Source organism: Paenarthrobacter sp. PH39-S1, assembly GCF_030063245.1.
GTDB lineage: Bacteria > Actinomycetota > Actinomycetes > Actinomycetales > Micrococcaceae > Arthrobacter_M.
Map to the genome: position 1 here is coordinate 1 of NZ_JASISR010000003.1, position 16,028 is coordinate 16,028.

Genomic DNA, 16,028 nt, shown 5'->3' on the forward strand with positions numbered 1-16,028 from the left:
GGGTTTGGGGGGGGGGGGTTGGGGGGGGGGGGGGGGGGTGACGGGGCGGGGCGGGGTCTACGCGCGGGACTCTGCGGGCGTGGGATCCGCTTCGATTGACTCCAGCGGATCGGTTTCCGGTGCCCAGCGCGGCAGGAAGGACGCGGCGACGGCGGCCAGGACCATGCCGCCAGCCATGATCCACATGGTGCTGGTGAAGGCGCCCGCAAAGACTGCCGGCCTGCTGGTGCCGGTGCCGGCGTCCAGGGCGTTGAAGAAGATTGTGCCGATGATCGCCACACCGAGGGCTCCGGAGAGCTGGGTGGTGGTGTTGAATAGCCCGGACGCCGAACCGGCGCTCTTCACCGGAACCTCGGAGAGCACGAAGATTCCCACCGGGGCCACGACCATGCCGAAGCCCGCGCCCCCGAGTGCCAGCCCGGCAATGAGCTGCCACGGCGTGACACCGGCACCGGCCGCCTGGACGGTAAAGATGAGGACCACAAAGCCGGCGGCGATCACCAGCGGACCCAGCTGAAGCACCACCTTGCCAATCTTCCGGGCCAGGATCGCCGCAGAGAGGCCAGCCAGAATCGGCACCATCACGGAGAACGGGATCATGGTCAGCCCGGATTTGAGGATCGGGTAGTCCAGCCCCAGCTGCAGGAACAGGGTCTGGATCAGGAAGAAGCCGTTCATTGGAATGAAGAAGAGCATCATCAGCGCGATGCCTGCGGCGAAGGAGCGGTTCTTGAACAGCGAAACTGCCACCAGGGGTTCGCCGCCGCCGCGTTCCTCACGCCGCTGCAGGACGACGAATCCCAACAGGATCAGCACCCCGGCCGCCATCATCAAAAAGGTCCACAGTGGCCAGTCCTGCTCGCGGCCCATGGTCAGCGGGTAGAGTACGCCGAGTATTCCGGCGGCCAGCATCAGCACGCCCGGAATATCCAGCCGGTGGCGCACCGGGGCGGCGGATTCGGGGATGAACCGGATGGCGCACAGCACGGCGAAGATTCCGACCGGAACGTTCACAAAGAAGATGGTCCGCCAGCCCCAGCCAAAGAGATCCGCATCCGTCAGGACGGCCCCAAGGATCGGGCCGGACACCGCGGCGACTCCGGCAAGTGCGGAGAATCCGGCCATTGCACCGGCCCGCTCGCTTGGCTTGTACATGACCTGGATGCTGGAGAGCACCTGCGGAATCATCGCCGCCGCTGCGAAGCCCTGCAGTCCCCGGGAGGCAATCAGCATTTCAGGATTCATCGCCAGCCCGCAGAGCACGGAGGAGAGGGTGAACAGAACCAGTCCGGCGACGAAGAGCCGTTTGCGCCCGTAGATGTCGCCCAGCCGCGAGCCGGTGATCAGGCCGATTGCCAGTGCCAGCGTGTAGGACGCCACCATCCACTGCAGTTCGCTGCTGTGGGCGCTCAGGGATTGTTCGATCTGGGGCAGGGCGACGTTGACAATGGTCGCGTCGAGAAGCTCCATGAAGGAAGCAAGAAAAAGCGAGATCAGGGCAAAAGACCGGGCCCGACCGGTGTGCAGCGCGCTCATTGGGCCAGCTCCGCGGGCAGCAGCCGGGTGCGCCCGCGTGCGCAGAGAAGCGCCACCGGCAGGAAAATTCGTGTCATAATTCGTGGTCCTCTGGTTTTCGTGACTCAAGATCTTCCGGTGTTTCCAATTCGTGGGCAAAGCCCTGCAGAGACTCGCGGCTCCATGTCATCGCCCCTGTCGTCAGATCGTCAATCAGTCCGTCCAACCAAGCGAGCTCCGTGCGGTTGACCTGCAGGTTCAGCTCCGCGTCCAAAAGGAACAACCGCGGAATCGTGTCCTCGACAGCGGAAATTCCCGCGCTCAGCCGCTGCACGTCGGCGCCCAACGCTGCGCGCCGGATGCGCAGATACTCTGCAGCGCTGGCAGGTTCCAGCAGCGGCAAATGTGCCAGCGCCGCCGGGAATTCCGGGTATTCGTGCCGCGGAGCGGATAGCATTTCGCCCATCCACGCTGCCGCGGCTTCGCGGCCCTCAGCGGTGATCTCATAGACGGATCGTTCCGGCCGATGCCCCTCACGAATGGTTTCCCGCACCCGGACCAGACCATCCCTGCCCAGTCTGTCGATCGTGTTGTACAGGCTGGCCCGCTGGCTGACATTGATGACCTCGTCCTTGCCTCGCTCCGCTATCAGCGCCTGCATCCGGTAGGGGTGCATGGGTGCTTCCGCCTGCAGGGCAAGAACGGCGAGGGCGATGGGCTAGCGTTTGGGCACGGACAGTATCGTATTATTCAGTTTATGATTAGACAAACTTGACTAAGACACCGCTTCCCCATCCTCATCCCCTGGTCGTGGCCCGCCGCAGGACCTCCCCCGCGCCTGAGAGCCTCCCCCATATCTGAGAGCCCCCGTTACCCGCACATCAGAGGTGCGCTTCCTGGGGCAGTTCATCACCCACGGACCCATCATGGGCACCTCAGATATGGAGCACGCGCGGACCAGAGGCGGACCGAATGTGCTAGCGATCGGCGGAGAAACCGCCGTCGGCCTTGATCAGTTGTCCGCTGACCCAGCGCCCCGCGGGCGAGAGCAGGAAAGCCGCGACGCCGGCGACGTCGACCGGCATACCGAGCCGTCCGGTCGGTTGCAATGACGTCAGCTCGGCCCGGGTAGCGTCGTCCATCCAGCCGGTGTCGACGGGTCCGGGGTTGAGCACGTTGGAGCTGATCCCCAGCGGCCCCAGCTCCCGGGCCGCGGCGATGACAATCCGGTCAAGTGCTCCCTTGGAGGCGCCGTATGGCAGGTTGTGGACGGTATGGTCGCTGGTCAGCGCAAGTATGGCGCCGCCGTCGCCTGGTATTTGCCGGGCAAAGGCAGCGATCAGCTGCCAGCTGGCACGGGTATTGACGGCGAAATGACGGTCGAAGTTCTCGAGCGTGGTGTCCAGAATGGACGAATCGGTGGACTGGCAGTGTGAGAGCACCAGTCCACTGAGCGGTCCGACGACGGCGGCCCGTGCCATCAGCCCGTCCGCTCCGGTTGGGTCCTCAAAGTCGGCGGGAAACGAGTTGACCGTCGCACCGGACGCCTGCAGCTCGGCGGTGAGGATGCCGACGTCGTCCGGCTGGACGCCCCATGGCATCCGCGCGTCATAGTCCTGCCAATAGCTCAACAGCAGATCCCAGCCGTCCGTGGCGAGTCTGCGGGCAATGGCGGCGCCGCTGCCCGCCGTGCGGCCGACGCCGGTGACCAGTGCGGTTTTCCGTTCCATACTCTCAGGCATGCAGCCAGCATAACCGCGCAGACGGACGTCCCTTAATCCGCCCCATCGAACATCTGAGGTGCTCTTTCAGCGGCCGATTCCGCCATTCTGCTCCGCCGCGGGCTCCTCGGAGCCGAAGGGGTGGCAGTCCAGCCGCCGACGGAGGGCACTGGGCGCCTGGCGAGCGCCGTCCCCCGCCATCGTTGTCGGGGTCACGGGGTAGGTTGGAAGACAGTCACGAACCCCGGCGAAAGGGTCTTCCATGAGCACAGCTCCAGTCTCCCGCAACAGACCGCGCGAACTAAAGCCCCTGGCCGTCACCAATGCCCATGTGGTCCCCATCGACGGGGAGCCATTCGAGGGGAATGTGGTGATCACGGGCGGCCGGATTTCCGCGCTGGGGCCGAAGGTGAAGATTCCCGCCGGAGCCGAGGTTCTGGATGCCGAAGGCGCCTGGCTGCTGCCCGGATTCATCGACGCTCACGTTCACCTGGGCATGCATCCGGAGGGCGAGGTAGGCTCCACCAGCGACGTCAACGAGATGACAGACCCGAACATGGCTGCGGTCCGCGCCATTGACGCCGTCGACCCCTTTGACCCCGGATTTGATGATGCGCTGGCCGGCGGCATCACCTCCGTCAACATCAATCCCGGTTCCGGGAACCCGATCGGCGGCCTGGCCGTGGCGCTGCACACGCATGGACGCTACATCGAGGAGATGGTGCTCCGCTCCCCCAGCGGACTCAAATCCGCGCTGGGCGAGAACCCGGAGACCGTTTACGGGGACAAAAAACAGACGCCGTCCACCCGGCTGGGCACCGCGATGGTGATCCGCAAGGCCTTCATCGACGCGCAGAATTACATGGCCAAGGCGGACAAGAACGCCCGCGACGCCCAGTTGGACGCGTTGGCCATGGTGCTGCGCAGGGAAATCCCCTGGCGTCAGCATTGCCACCGCGCCGATGACATTGCCACGGCGCTGCGGCTGGCTGACGAATTCGGCTACGAGCTGGTGCTGGACCACGGGACGGAGGCGCATGTGCTGGCCGATGTGCTGGCAGAGCGGGGCATCCCGGTGCTGATCGGGCCGCTGTTCACCACCAAATCCAAGGTGGAACTGCGCGGGCGATCGCTGGCGAACCCGGGCAAGCTGGCCGCAGCCGGCGTCGAAATCTCCATCATCACCGACCACCCGGTTGTGCCGGTCAACTTCCTGGTGCACCAGTGCACGCTGGCGGTCAAGGAAGGGCTGGACGGCAGACGGCGCTGCGGGCCATCACCATCAACCCGGCCAAGGTGCTGGGGCTGGCGGACCGGATCGGCTCGCTGACGCAGGGCAAGGATGCGGATCTGGTGCTGTGGAGCGGCCACCCGCTCGACGTTATGCAGCGGGCGCTGAGGGTCTGGATCGGTGGGAAGCAGGTCTACAAGTACGACGGCGAAACCCGGCAGGGAGCTGTCGCTCCCCGCTAGCCCTCCCCGCTAGCGGGACCGACTTGGCGCCAGGAACGGCGGCGGTCCCATCGAACGGCTTCCAGCACCATGGCGGCTGAGATCGTTGCCAGTCCGACGGCGAACGTCTGGACGGCGACAGGCTGGAACATCGCTCCCTCGACGCTCCGCCAGCTTCCGGTCCTGCACTGCTTCCGGGCCTTGGACTTCTACAATACAGACGGGGCCTTCGCTGGGACCGTAGCACCGCGGGAGGGAGTCGCCCGGATCCGGTTGTTGACTTCGCGCGTCATGAGATTCCATGGATTCCCCTCCATCGCGTCCTTGCATTAACCACGTTGCTGAACCCTTACCGCCGTCGAAACGCCGGCAACCAGACCTGGCGGCGACTGCTGGACGAGCGGGCAGAAACCTGAATACGGCACAAAAGCGCCCCGATTCTCATGGAACCGGGGCGCTTTCGACGGGCGGGACACTTTCCACCGCTGCGTCCGTGGTGATGGTTACGGCCGCGGCGATGCCGCATTGCCTGCTAGGCGGGAAGCTGCAGGACCTGGCCTGTCATGATGAGGTCCGGATGGATGATTGTGCCGGTATTGGCGCTGTACAGGGCCTCCCAGTCGCCAGCCAGGCCCACCTTTTCTGCAATGGTGCTAAGCGTGTCGCCGGAGGCCACAGTGTAGGTTTCCCCGCTCAGCGCAACCGGAGCCTGAACCACGGGAGCCACGGGGGCCACCGGAGCCTGGGCAATGGGTGCCTCGGCTACGGACTGCACGGTGACCGGTGCCACCGGCTGGGCCTGAACCGGCGCAGGCGCCTGAACCGGCGCAGGCGCCTGAACCGGCGCAGGTGCCGGAACCGCCGCCGGCGCGCCGCCGCCACCCGAGAGACCTAACTTGGCGGAGCAGCCGGGCCAAGCGCCCCAGCCCTGGCCGGCCTGAACGCGTTCGGCTACGGCAATCTGCTGAGCCTTGGACGCGTTCTCGGGTGCACCCGTTCCGCCGTAGGCAGCCCAGGTGCTCGGCGTGAACTGCAGGCCGCCGGAGAAGCCGTTCCCAGTGTTAATACTCCAATTGCCGCCGCTTTCACACTGGGCCAGCGCATCCCAGGTACTCTCCGGCGCCGCTTGGGCAGCCGTTCCGGAAATAGCCAGGCCTGCACCGGCGATTGCTGCAACTGCGACGCCACGGCGCACATTGCGGCCAAATTTGGTGTTCTTCATAAGTGGTGCTCCGAAGGCCACCTGCACTCCGCCCGTCCCCGGACTTCTTCGCGTCGCCGTCGAGCCTGTTGGTGTGGAGGTTACTTCCGGTACCTGCCGTCATGACGGCGTGCGGTGTGGGGCAGACCCGGGCGTTTTCTTGGCGGACCTCGTGGTGCCGCCGGCCCCGAAGGGCTTCTTCCACGGTAAAGCACCCCCCGGGCCGATGCCAAATCGATACAGAAATGACTAGATTGTTATATTCCCGTGACGAAACCGGCTACTGGATGGTCTACGGAGCTCCCTCCCACCAAGAGCCCATCCGTCCGCCAGTCGACAATCAGCGTGCACCGTGCGGTCCGCAGGCATCCAATCGACGCCTGCTGCCCACCGCGCCGGGCCCCGCATCCCATCATGGACACGAAGCTCTCGACGCAATGGGTGCAGAATGCGGCGGCCAATATCCCCTTCGAATGGGTCGTCATCGTCGGGCGGCAGGCTAGGCAGGTCACCCCGTATTGGGCGTCCAGCTGGGGCTTCAGGCGGCTTTGGCCGTGGTCAGACATGGGTGGCGATGCGCGCCCTCCGCGCGTACCGGCTCTCGGTCTGACCCCCGCCCCGTCCATACCCATCGATGTCGATACAGGAGGCGGCTCAGAGCAGGTTGAGGGCCTGCTCCAAATCCGCCAGCAGATCCTCAATATCCTCGATGCCGACGGAGAGCCGGATCAGGTTCTCCGGGACGGCCAGCTCGGTGCCCTTGACCGAGGCGTGCGTCATCTCCGACGGATAGTTCATCAACGACTCGATCCCGCCCAGCGACTCGGCCAGCGTAAACACCCGCGTGGACTCGGCCACGGTGCGTGCCGCAGCCTCCCCGCCGGCAAACTGCACGGAAATCATGCCGCCAAACTTCCGCATTTGGCCTGCCGCCAGCTGGTGCCCGGGATGATCGGGCAGACCCGGGTACAGCACGCGCTCCACCTCGGGTCGGGTCAGCAGCCACTCGGCAATCCGCTGCGCGTTCCCGCAGTGCCGGTCCATCCGCACGCCCAGCGTCTTCAGCCCGCGGGTGGTCAGCCAGGCCTCCATCGGCGCGGACACGGCGCCGACGGCGAACTGCACGAAGCCGATTTTCTCCGCCAGAGCCGCGTCATTGAGCACCACGGCACCACCACTGGCATCCGAATGGCCGCCGATGTACTTGGTGGTGGAATGCACGACGACGTCAGCTCCCAAAGCGAGCGGGGTCTGCAGGTACGGGGAGGCGAAGGTGTTGTCCACCACCAGCACCGCCCCGGCCTCGCCCGCGATCCGTGCCAGCACGGCGATATCGGTGATCTTCATCATCGGGTTGGAGGGCGTCTCGACCCAGATCATCTTGGTCTTGCCGTCGCGGCCGCCGGCCCCGACGGCAGCCCGAACCGCGTCGTGGTCGGACATGTCCACGGCTGCGTTGCTGATCCCCCACACGGACAGCACCTTGTTGATCAGCCGGTAGGTTCCGCCGTAGACGTCGTTGCCGAGCACAATATGGTCCCCCGGCACCAACGCGGCCCGGATCAGCGCATCCTCGGCGGCGAGCCCGGACGCGAAGCTGAACGCATGCTCCCCACCCTCCAGCGCCGCGAGCTGCGTCTGCAGCGAGTCCCGTGTCGGGTTGGTGCCGCGGCCATATTCGTAGCCATTGCGCAGCACGCCAATGCCGTCCTGCGCGAAAGTCGAGGTCTGGTACAGCGGCGGCACGACGGCACCCGTCGTGGCGTCCGGCTCCTGGCCGGCGTGCACGGCGCGGGTATTAAATCCTTGACTCATCTTCGTTCCTGCCTTAGTCGTTGAGGTAGTTCAGCAGATCATGCCGCGTCAGCACGCCAACCGGCGCACCGACAAAGGTCACCATCAGCGCGTCCACGTCCTGCAGTTTGCTGCGCGCGGCGGAAATCGGCTCCAGTGAACCGATGATCGGCAGCGCCGGCTGCATGTGTTCGGTGATCTTGTCCGTCAGTTTGGCCTCGCCGCGGAACAGCTTGCCGGTGAGGGTCCGCTCGTCCACGGCCCCGATCACCTCACCCATCACCACCGGCGGCTCCTGCGTCAGCACCGGGATCTGCGATACACCGTATTCGCTCATCAGGTTGATCACGTCGCGGACGGTTTCGTTGGGGTGGATGTGCACCAGCGCCGGCAACTGCCCGTTCTTGCTTCGCAGCACCTCACCGATCGCCGGCTCCTCGTGGATCTTGAGGAAGCCGTACGACTGCATCCACTTGTCGTTGAAGATTTTAGCCAGGTAGCCGCGGCCGCTGTCCGGCAGCAGAACGACGACGACGTCATCGGGTCCCAGCCCCTTTGCGGCTTCCAGCGCGGCCACCACCGCCATGCCACTGGAGCCGCCGACCAGCAAACCCTCTTCGCGGGCAAGCCGGCGCGTCATGGCGAAGCTGTCGGCGTCCGAAACCGCAATGATTTCGTGCGGGACCGCCGGATCATAGGACGCCGGCCAGATGTCCTCACCGACTCCCTCCACCAAATATGGGCGCCCGCTTCCGCCCGAGTAGACCGAGCCTTCCGGGTCCGCCCCGATGATCCGGACCTCGCCGCCGTCGTGCTCTGCGCGGTCCGCCGAGACCTCGCGCAGATAGCGGCCGGCGCCGGTAATGGTTCCTCCCGTGCCCACGCCGGCGACAAAGTGCGTTACCTTGCCGTCGGTGTCCCGCCAGATCTCCGGGCCCGTGGTCTCGTAGTGACTCAGCGGGCCGTTCCGGTTGGAGAACTGATCCGGCTTGTAGGCCCCCGGAATCTCGCGGACCAGCCGGTCGGAGACGCCGTAGTAGGACTGCGGGCTGTCCGCGGCCACCGCCGTCGGGGTCACCACAACCTCGGCGCCGTAGGCCTGAAGCACCGCGCGCTTGTCCTCACCCACCTTGTCGGGGACCACAAAAACGCAGTTGTAGCCGCGCTGCTGGGCGACCATCGCCATGGCCACGCCGGTGTTGCCGGAGGTCGGCTCGACGACGGTCCCGCCCGGGGCAATCCGGCCCTCCTTCGCGGCTTCGTCAAGCATCTTCACCGCGATCCGGTCCTTCGCGGAGCCGCCCGGGTTCATGTATTCCAGCTTGACCAGGATGGTGGCGGCAAGGCCTTCGGTGATTTTGTTCAGCCTGACCAGGGGCGTGTTGCCGATCAGGTCCAGGACGGAGTTGGCGTACTTCATACTCCAAGGTTATGGGCTGGTCAACCGCAGGGCTAACCGGACAGGGCTTTGGCGCCTTTCGCACCGGCCAGCTCGGCGTCCTCCTCCGAGACGCCGGGGAACCCCGGCATGAATCGCCGGTAGGTGGTCACAGTTTGACGCCGGCAGCAGGCTTCACCTCGGGCGGCGGTCGACAGCGGCAAGAAGAGCCGCGCCAAGCTCCGCCGGCCTCGTGAATTGGGGCCAGTGCCCGGTGGGCAGATCCACGTATTCCACTTCACGGATGCGTGCGAGCTCCGCCACGTAAGGGTGGCCGGCCTCGATCCACTCGGCGAGCACGGCGGACGGGAACTCGCATGCGATGACAGTGGCTGGGACGTCATAGCGGCGCTCGTCGTGGAGGTGCTGTTGGTCGGAGGTGACAAGCCTGGGCTCCGGGACGGCGCGTGCGCGGAACATGGCCCGCAGCCCGTCGTCCAGGTCGATGAGGTCGGCCTCCTCGAAGTCGTCCCACGGCGGCAGCGGCACGTCATCCCCCTCGACTGGGAGCGAGTCATTGATGGCTGCGCCCTCGCCGAGCGGACCGCTGTCCACGTACACGGCGCGGGCCACACGGTCGGGGCGCGCGTCGACGACACCGTGGATGACGGCGCCACCGCCGGAGTGGCCGACGAGGACCACCGGCCCGTCGATGGCGTCGACCTTCGCCACGACCGTGTCGATGTGATCGCGCAGGCCGATCCCGGCCCGCGGTGCATCCACCGCCTCCAGCCCGGGCAGCGTGAGCGGATGGACTCGGTGGCCCGCCGCGACGAGCGCCGGGGTGACCTCCGACCACGACGAGGCGTCCAACCAGAAACCGGGAACCAGGATGATGTCCATGACGAGACTCTACCCTCTGGGTACCTCGGACCTCCGGGCGCAATCTGACCCCGCTCCGAGTTCTGCCCACCTTCGGGGACGACACTGCGGCAATCCGGATGAGCCGCCGAAATTTCCGACGCAATTTCCCAAAACGTGGCCAGAATTCAGAGTCCGAGCCGCTCGGCGGATTTGGTCCGGGCGCCCCCGGGTCAGATCAGCGCAGCCGAGAGGCGGTTCGGGGTGCCGAACCGGTGTGCGGTGATGCTGACGGCCTGCTCGCGCAGGAACGGCAGGAGCTCGATCCGGCCGGCGGGCGTCACAGGACCGGGATAAATGGCCACGTCCGGACGCCCCCCGGTGGCGGCGCTCAGGGCCGCGCTGTCACCGCCGATGAGCCTGATCCGGCCGGCGCCGAGCCGTGCCGCACGGGCCAGCCACACGGAGTCGTCCTCTATGCGCACGGTAAGGTGCTCAGCCGCCAGTTCTGTCAGGGCGGACGTCAAGGAAACAGGAAGCTCGACGGCGCTGGAGACCGTGAGCTTCGATCCGGCCAGCAGGCCGGCGGCCAGCACTCGGAGCAGGGACACCAGCGGCTCCCCCTCGGACAGCCTGACCGTGACAGGGATCGGGCGGTAGCGGAAGATGTTGCGTTCCGCGCTGAGCTGGGAGACATCCTTGCTGGTGCCGAACTCCTCGGCCCAGGCCGCCGCATCACTACGCAAGGCCAGGGCCAGCGCGGCGGCCTCCTCCGTGGACAGGGCGCTGCCGGCGGCCCTGGCGGCCGCGGACAGTTTCGTGCTGACAGGAGGCAGATCGGCGACAGCCGTCAGAGCCCCAGCCGCCTCTTTGGACCCGGACTCAAGCTCGGCCGGAACCCAGCTGCCCAGACCGATCAAGTAGTTCGGGCCACCGGCCTTGCCGCCGGCACCGACGGCCGACTTCTTCCAGCCGCCGAAGGGCTGGCGCCGGACAATGGCACCGGTGATCCCGCGGTTCACGTAAAGGTTACCGGCCTCGATGGTGTCCAGCCACACGCCAATTTCCGCCGAATCCAGCGAATGCAGCCCGGAGGTAAGGCCGTACTCAATCTGGTTCGCCATCGCGATGGCCTCTTCGAGCGTGGCGGCGGTCATTACGCCCAACACCGGGCCGAAGAATTCGGTCAGGTGGAAGTAGGAGCCGCGCCGCACGCCGGAGCGCACGCCAGGGGACCACAACCGGCCGGTTTCATCGAGCTGTTCCGGCTTCACGGCCCAGCTCTCACCTTCGCCCAGTGTGGTCAGCGCATTGAGCAGTTTCCCATTCGCGGGCTCAATGATCGGGCCCATCTGCACGGTGGCGTCGGCGGGGTAGCCCACCTTCAGCGACCGGACTGCGTCGACCAGCTGATGATGGAAGCGCTTGGAGGTTGCCACGCTGCCGACCAGGATTACCAGCGAGGCCGCGGAGCATTTCTGCCCGGCGTGCCCGAAGGCGGAGTGGACAACGTCCTTGGCCGCGAGATCCAGATCCGCGCTCGGCGTGACGATAATGGCGTTCTTGCCCGAGGTCTCAGCCAGCAGCGGCAGATCCGGGCGGAAACTCCGGAACAGCTCGGCGGTTTCGTAACCGCCGGTCAGGATCACGCGGTCCACGCTGGGATGCGCCACCAGCTGCTGCCCCAGTTCGCGCTCACCCAGCTGCACCAGCGCCAGCACGTCGCGGGGCACTCCCGCTTCCCATAGCGCCTCCACCATGACGGCGCCGGAACGCCGGGCCTGGGTGGCGGGCTTAATAACGACGGCGGACCCGGCGGCGAGCGCTGCCAGCGTCGAGCCGGCGGGGATGGCCACCGGGAAGTTCCACGGCGGCGTCACCACGGTGACCTTCGCCGGAACGAAGGTGGCGCCGTCGACCATGTCCAGTTCCTTGGCGCGCTCGGCGTAGAAATGCGCAAAGTCTATGGCCTCGCTGACCTCCGGGTCGCCCTGGTCAATGGTTTTTCCCGTCTCCGCGGCCATTACCTCGATCAAGCCAGCACGGCGGCCCTCCAGCGCATCTCCCGCGCGGTGCAGGACGGCGGCGCGCTCGGCACCGCTGAGCGCCCCCCACGCCTTGCCCTTCTGCACCGCGGTCTCGATCACGGTGTCAAGGGTCTGCGCGTCGATGATGGTCGCGGCCTGCACCGTCGCCTTGCCCAGCGTGGAGGACGGGACGCGGTCCAGGATGGCCCGGCCCCAGGCCCGGTTGGCCGGCAGCGCCGGATCCGTGTCCGGGGTGTTCCCGAAACCGTCCGACGGCGCGGGGCTGGCCGGCCGGTTACGGTCCTGGCTGCGGTTCGGCGCCGGCACGGCCTCGTCGAGGCCAGCCAGAGAGTCGAGGAAGCGCTGCTTCTCGCGCTCGAACAGGGCCTCATTGTCGGCGAGTTCAAAGACCGCGGACATGAAGTTGTCCTGGCTGGCGCCCTCTTCCAGACGGCGGATCAGGTAGGCGATGGCGACGTCGAACTCTCCCGGGTGTACCACCGGGGTGTACAGCAGCAAACGGCCCACATCCTTGCGCACCACCTCGGCCTGTCCGGTGGCCATGCCGAGCAGCATTTCAAACTCGATTCCCGCAGTCACCCCGCGCCGCTGGGCCAGCAGCCAGGCAAAGGCAACGTCAAAGAGATTGTGGCCGGCAACGCCGATCCGGACGGCATCAATGCGCTCCGGCGTCAGCGCATAGTTGATGACGCGCTTGTAGTTCGTGTCCGAATCCTGCTTACTGCCCCAGGTGGCCAGCGGCCAGTCATGGATGGACGCTTCGACCTGTTCCATCGGCAGGTTGGCGCCCTTCACGACGCGGACCTTGATGGGAGCGCCGCCCTGAGCGCGCCGGGCGGTGGCCCATTCCTGCAGCTGCATCATGGCGCCGAGCGCATCCGGCAGGTAGGCCTGGAGTACAATCCCGGCTTCCAGGTTTTTGAATTCCGGCTGGTCCAGAATGCGGGTGAAGACCGCAATTGTCAGACTCAGATCCTTGTACTCCTCCATGTCCAGGTTGATGAACTTGGGCTTCGGGAAGGAGGCCGCAAGGCGGTACAACGGAGTCAGCGTGTCCACCACATGCTCCACCGCCTCGTCAAAGCCCCAGAGCGAGTGCGGGGCCACGGTGGACGATTCCTTGATGGAAACGTAGTCCACGTCGGGCCGGGCCAACAGTTTCCGGGTGCCCTCCAGCCGCCGCTGCGCCTCGTGCCCGCCAAGCACGGCCTCGCCCAGAAGGTTCACGTTCAGATCCACGCCGTCCTTACGGATCCCGGCGATGGCCGGGCCCAGCTTGGCGTCGGTGGCATCCACGATCAGATGTCCCACCATCTCGCGCAGCACCCGGCGGGCGATCGGGATGACCAACTGCGGCATCACCGGAGCCATCACCCCGCCGAGTCGGACGGCGCCGCGCATGTACCAGGGCAGGAAGGCCGGAACTTTCGGCGCCAGGGCCGCCAGGTTACGTCCAGCCACGGCGGGATCTTCGGGCCGGATCACGCCGTCCACGAAGCCGACGGTGAAGTCCAGCCCGTTCGGGTCCTTGAGGACGCCGGCGAGCCGGCTGGCGGAGACGTCCACCGGCACCTTTGCGGCGTCGGTCAGCCAACGTCGTACGACGGCAACCGTTTCGTCCGCGAGTTCCTGCGGGTCTGCGGCGGAACTGCCCGCTCGGAAGCCCGCGGTGTTCGAGGAGGGCACTGCGGCTTCCTGGGTTGAGCTGGTCATAGCGGGAATCGGATCCTTCTGCTGGTGTCTTTAGGTGCTCGTTCCTCCAGTATGTGACTAGTATCAAATAAGGAAAAGCGATCTTTTCTAATCAATAATCATTAGCCTCTTCGATGGATTGAGAACAACGATGCTCGACGTGCGCCGCCTGCGTCTGCTCCGCGAGCTGAAGATCAGGGGAACTCTCGCAGGGGTCGCGGAGGCGCTGAACTTCAGTCCGTCTTCGGTCTCACAACAGCTGGCCCTTCTGGAGAAGGAAGCCGGCGTCCAGCTGCTTCGAAAATCGGGGCGCCGTGTGCAGCTGACGCCGCAGGCACAAATCCTGATCGACCACACATCCGAACTGCTCGAAACCCTGGAACGCGCGGAAGCGGATCTGGCGGCATCAGTGACTAACGTGACCGGAACCGTCCGGCTGGCCGTTTTTCAATCCGCGGCGCTGGCGCTGATGCCGGATGCGCTGACCATCATGCGGCACGAATATCCGGACGTCCGGATCGAAATGACGCAGAAGGAGCCGGAGACGGCCCTCTACGAAACATGGGCCAGGGACTTCGATCTGGTGATCGCGGAGCAGTATCCCGGCCATGCCGCCCCCCGGTACCCCGAGCTCGACCGCGTCACCCTCACCAGTGACGCCATCCGCCTCGCCACGCCGCCGTCGGCACCGGGCGGTGAGGCGATCGGCTCCCTCGCGGACACGGCGCCGCTCCCCTGGGTGATGGAGCCGCGCGGCGCAGCCTCCCGCCATTGGGCCGAGCAGGCCTGTCGGCAGGCGGGATTCGAGCCGGACGTCCGTTACGAGACTGCCGACCTGCAGGCCCAGATCCGTCTGATCGAGTCCGGCAACGCCGTCGCCCTGATGCCCGATCTGGTTTGGACGGGGCGCACGACGACGGTCCGGCTGCTTGAGCTTCCCGGTCAGCCGCGCCGCACCGTGTTCACGTCGGCCCGCAGTGCCAGCCGGCGCCGGCCGGCCATCCTGGCGTGCCGCGAGGTTCTGAAGCGTGCCGCGGAGCTCACCGGAGCCGGGGCGGTGAAATGGTGACGTGGTGACGATCCCGCGCAATGTGGCCATCCCCGCCGTCGTATTTCTGGCCGGTGCGGGCTGCCTCGCCTCCGGCGCGCTGCCGTGGCCGGATTTCCTGGCACTGGCCGGACGGACCGTGCCGATCCTGCTTTTCGTTACGGCAATGACGCTGGTGACCGAGCTGGCCGACGCGGCCGGCGTCTTCCGCGCGCTCACCGGGTGGATTGCCCTGCGTGGGCTGAACAGCGGCGGCCGGGGCAGGGTGCTGGTGCTGTGGCTCTTCGTCGTCCTTCTCTCCACCCTGAGCACGGTGTTCCTCTCCCTCGATTCCACGGCCGTGCTGGTGACTCCGGTGGTGGTGCTGCTGGCCATTCATGCCAAGATCCCGCCGCTGCCCTTCGCGCTAACCACCATCTGGCTGGCCAATACCGGCTCCCTGTTGTTGCCGGTTTCCAATCTGACCAACCTGCTGGCGCAGCACCAGCTGGATACCTCGCCGGTGCGTTTTGCCGCCCTGGTCTGGGCGCCGTCCGTTGTCGGCGTCCTGCTTCCGGTCCTCATACTGTGGCTGATTTTTCGCCGGGACCTGCGCGGCAGATACGGTCCGCTGGCCCGAGCGACGGACGCCGACCGCCCGCTGCTGGTCACGGCTGGTGCGATCGTGCTGCTGCTGCTGCCCGCACTCGTTTCCGGCGTCCCGGTGTTCATCCCGTCCGGTATCGCCGCGCTCTTCCTGCTGGCCCTCTTCTTCGTTCGCCGGCACGCCGCCGTGCGCTGGAGCATGGTGCCGTGGCGACCGCTGCTGCTGACCATCGGGCTGTTTATGGTGGTGCAGACCCTGCACACGCATGGCCTGGCCGCGCTGCTGGCGCAGGTGTCCGGTCACGGGGACGGCTTCACGTCCCTGCTCCGTCTCAGCGGAATCGGGGCCTTGGCGGCGAACGGCGTCAACAATCTTCCTGCCTATCTGGCACTGGAGCCGGTGGCGGGTTCACCCGTCCGGCTGGCCGCCCTGCTGATCGGCGTCAACATGGGGCCACTCGTTTCGCCGTGGGCCTCGCTGGCCACGCTGCTCTGGCACGAACGCCTCAAATCCCTGGGGCTCAGCATCTCCTGGGGCGGGTTCGCCCTCGCTGGCCTGGCCGCCGTCGTCGTCGTCGTTCCACTGGCGGTCCTCTCGCTCTGGCTCAGCGCCGGCCTGCCTGCCTGAACGGCCCGTCCAGCCCCCTGGCCTTCACACCCGTTCATCGCAAACTCCGCCTGCGACCGCGACGCCCCTCGCTGTTAAGGCCTTTATCCCGAAGGGAAAGTGCCG

The 16,028-nt window shown here is 66.5% G+C and carries 10 protein-coding genes and 1 pseudogene; 3 read left to right on the plus strand and 8 right to left on the minus strand.

The window, feature by feature from the left end; all coding sequences use genetic code 11:
* Positions 1 to 57: 57 nt before the first annotated feature.
* From QMG52_RS02540 to QMG52_RS02550, 3 genes are all read right to left on the minus strand, one after another.
* Positions 58 to 1,536: a DHA2 family efflux MFS transporter permease subunit gene (locus QMG52_RS02540; RefSeq protein WP_283558872.1), complete on the minus strand. Its 1,479-nt coding sequence runs from the start codon at positions 1,534 to 1,536 to the stop codon at positions 58 to 60.
* 73 nt (positions 1,537 to 1,609) lie between these two features.
* Positions 1,610 to 2,230 (minus strand): PadR family transcriptional regulator, encoded by a 621-nt coding sequence (locus QMG52_RS02545; protein ID WP_349361648.1) that lies wholly within the window; start codon positions 2,228 to 2,230, stop codon positions 1,610 to 1,612.
* A gap of 262 nt (positions 2,231 to 2,492) precedes the next feature.
* Positions 2,493 to 3,257: an SDR family oxidoreductase gene (locus QMG52_RS02550; RefSeq protein WP_283558873.1), complete on the minus strand. Its 765-nt coding sequence runs from the start codon at positions 3,255 to 3,257 to the stop codon at positions 2,493 to 2,495.
* Positions 3,258 to 3,498: 241 nt separating this feature from the next.
* Between QMG52_RS02550 and QMG52_RS02555 the strand changes: the two are divergent.
* A pseudogene (locus tag QMG52_RS02555) lies at positions 3,499 to 4,709 on the plus strand (amidohydrolase).
* Positions 4,710 to 5,220: 511 nt separating this feature from the next.
* On the opposite strand, the gene QMG52_RS02560 reads toward QMG52_RS02555, so the two are convergent.
* The 5 genes from QMG52_RS02560 to QMG52_RS02580 form a co-directional block, all read right to left on the minus strand.
* Complete coding sequence (locus QMG52_RS02560) at positions 5,221 to 5,910, minus strand: transglycosylase family protein (protein WP_283558874.1); 690 nt, start codon at positions 5,908 to 5,910, stop codon at positions 5,221 to 5,223.
* A gap of 633 nt (positions 5,911 to 6,543) precedes the next feature.
* Positions 6,544 to 7,704, minus strand: a complete 1,161-nt coding sequence (locus tag QMG52_RS02565; RefSeq protein WP_283558875.1) for a cystathionine gamma-synthase — start codon at positions 7,702 to 7,704, stop codon at positions 6,544 to 6,546.
* Between the two features lie 13 nt (positions 7,705 to 7,717).
* Positions 7,718 to 9,103, minus strand: a complete 1,386-nt coding sequence (locus QMG52_RS02570) for a cystathionine beta-synthase (protein ID WP_283558876.1) — start codon at positions 9,101 to 9,103, stop codon at positions 7,718 to 7,720.
* Positions 9,104 to 9,256: 153 nt separating this feature from the next.
* Positions 9,257 to 9,964 carry an alpha/beta fold hydrolase gene (locus tag QMG52_RS02575; RefSeq protein WP_283558877.1) on the minus strand — a complete coding sequence of 236 codons (708 nt, stop codon included), beginning with the start codon at positions 9,962 to 9,964 and terminating at the stop codon, positions 9,257 to 9,259.
* Between the two features lie 191 nt (positions 9,965 to 10,155).
* Positions 10,156 to 13,683, minus strand: a complete 3,528-nt coding sequence (locus tag QMG52_RS02580; protein ID WP_283558878.1) for a bifunctional proline dehydrogenase/L-glutamate gamma-semialdehyde dehydrogenase — start codon at positions 13,681 to 13,683, stop codon at positions 10,156 to 10,158.
* Positions 13,684 to 13,813: 130 nt separating this feature from the next.
* Here QMG52_RS02580 and QMG52_RS02585 point away from each other — a divergent pair, with 130 nt between their 5' ends.
* On the plus strand, positions 13,814 to 14,731 hold the full coding sequence (locus tag QMG52_RS02585; RefSeq protein WP_283558879.1) for a LysR substrate-binding domain-containing protein: 918 nt from the start codon (positions 13,814 to 13,816) through the stop codon (positions 14,729 to 14,731).
* Positions 14,732 to 14,735: 4 nt separating this feature from the next.
* Positions 14,736 to 15,923, plus strand: a complete 1,188-nt coding sequence (locus tag QMG52_RS02590) for an ArsB/NhaD family transporter (protein ID WP_283558880.1) — start codon at positions 14,736 to 14,738, stop codon at positions 15,921 to 15,923.
* The last annotated feature ends 105 nt before the right edge of the window (positions 15,924 to 16,028 follow it).

Coding starts and splice junctions, on each gene's coding strand:
- QMG52_RS02585 (WP_283558879.1), top strand. CDS start 13,814: ATGCTCGACGTGCGCCGCCTGCGTCTGCTCCGCGAGCTGAAGATCAGG.
- QMG52_RS02560 (WP_283558874.1), bottom strand. CDS start 5,910: ATGAAGAACACCAAATTTGGCCGCAATGTGCGCCGTGGCGTCGCAGTT.
- QMG52_RS02540 (WP_283558872.1), bottom strand. CDS start 1,536: ATGAGCGCGCTGCACACCGGTCGGGCCCGGTCTTTTGCCCTGATCTCG.
- QMG52_RS02570 (WP_283558876.1), bottom strand. CDS start 9,103: ATGAAGTACGCCAACTCCGTCCTGGACCTGATCGGCAACACGCCCCTG.
- QMG52_RS02565 (WP_283558875.1), bottom strand. CDS start 7,704: ATGAGTCAAGGATTTAATACCCGCGCCGTGCACGCCGGCCAGGAGCCG.
- QMG52_RS02575 (WP_283558877.1), bottom strand. CDS start 9,964: ATGGACATCATCCTGGTTCCCGGTTTCTGGTTGGACGCCTCGTCGTGG.
- QMG52_RS02580 (WP_283558878.1), bottom strand. CDS start 13,683: ATGACCAGCTCAACCCAGGAAGCCGCAGTGCCCTCCTCGAACACCGCG.
- QMG52_RS02550 (WP_283558873.1), bottom strand. CDS start 3,257: ATGCCTGAGAGTATGGAACGGAAAACCGCACTGGTCACCGGCGTCGGC.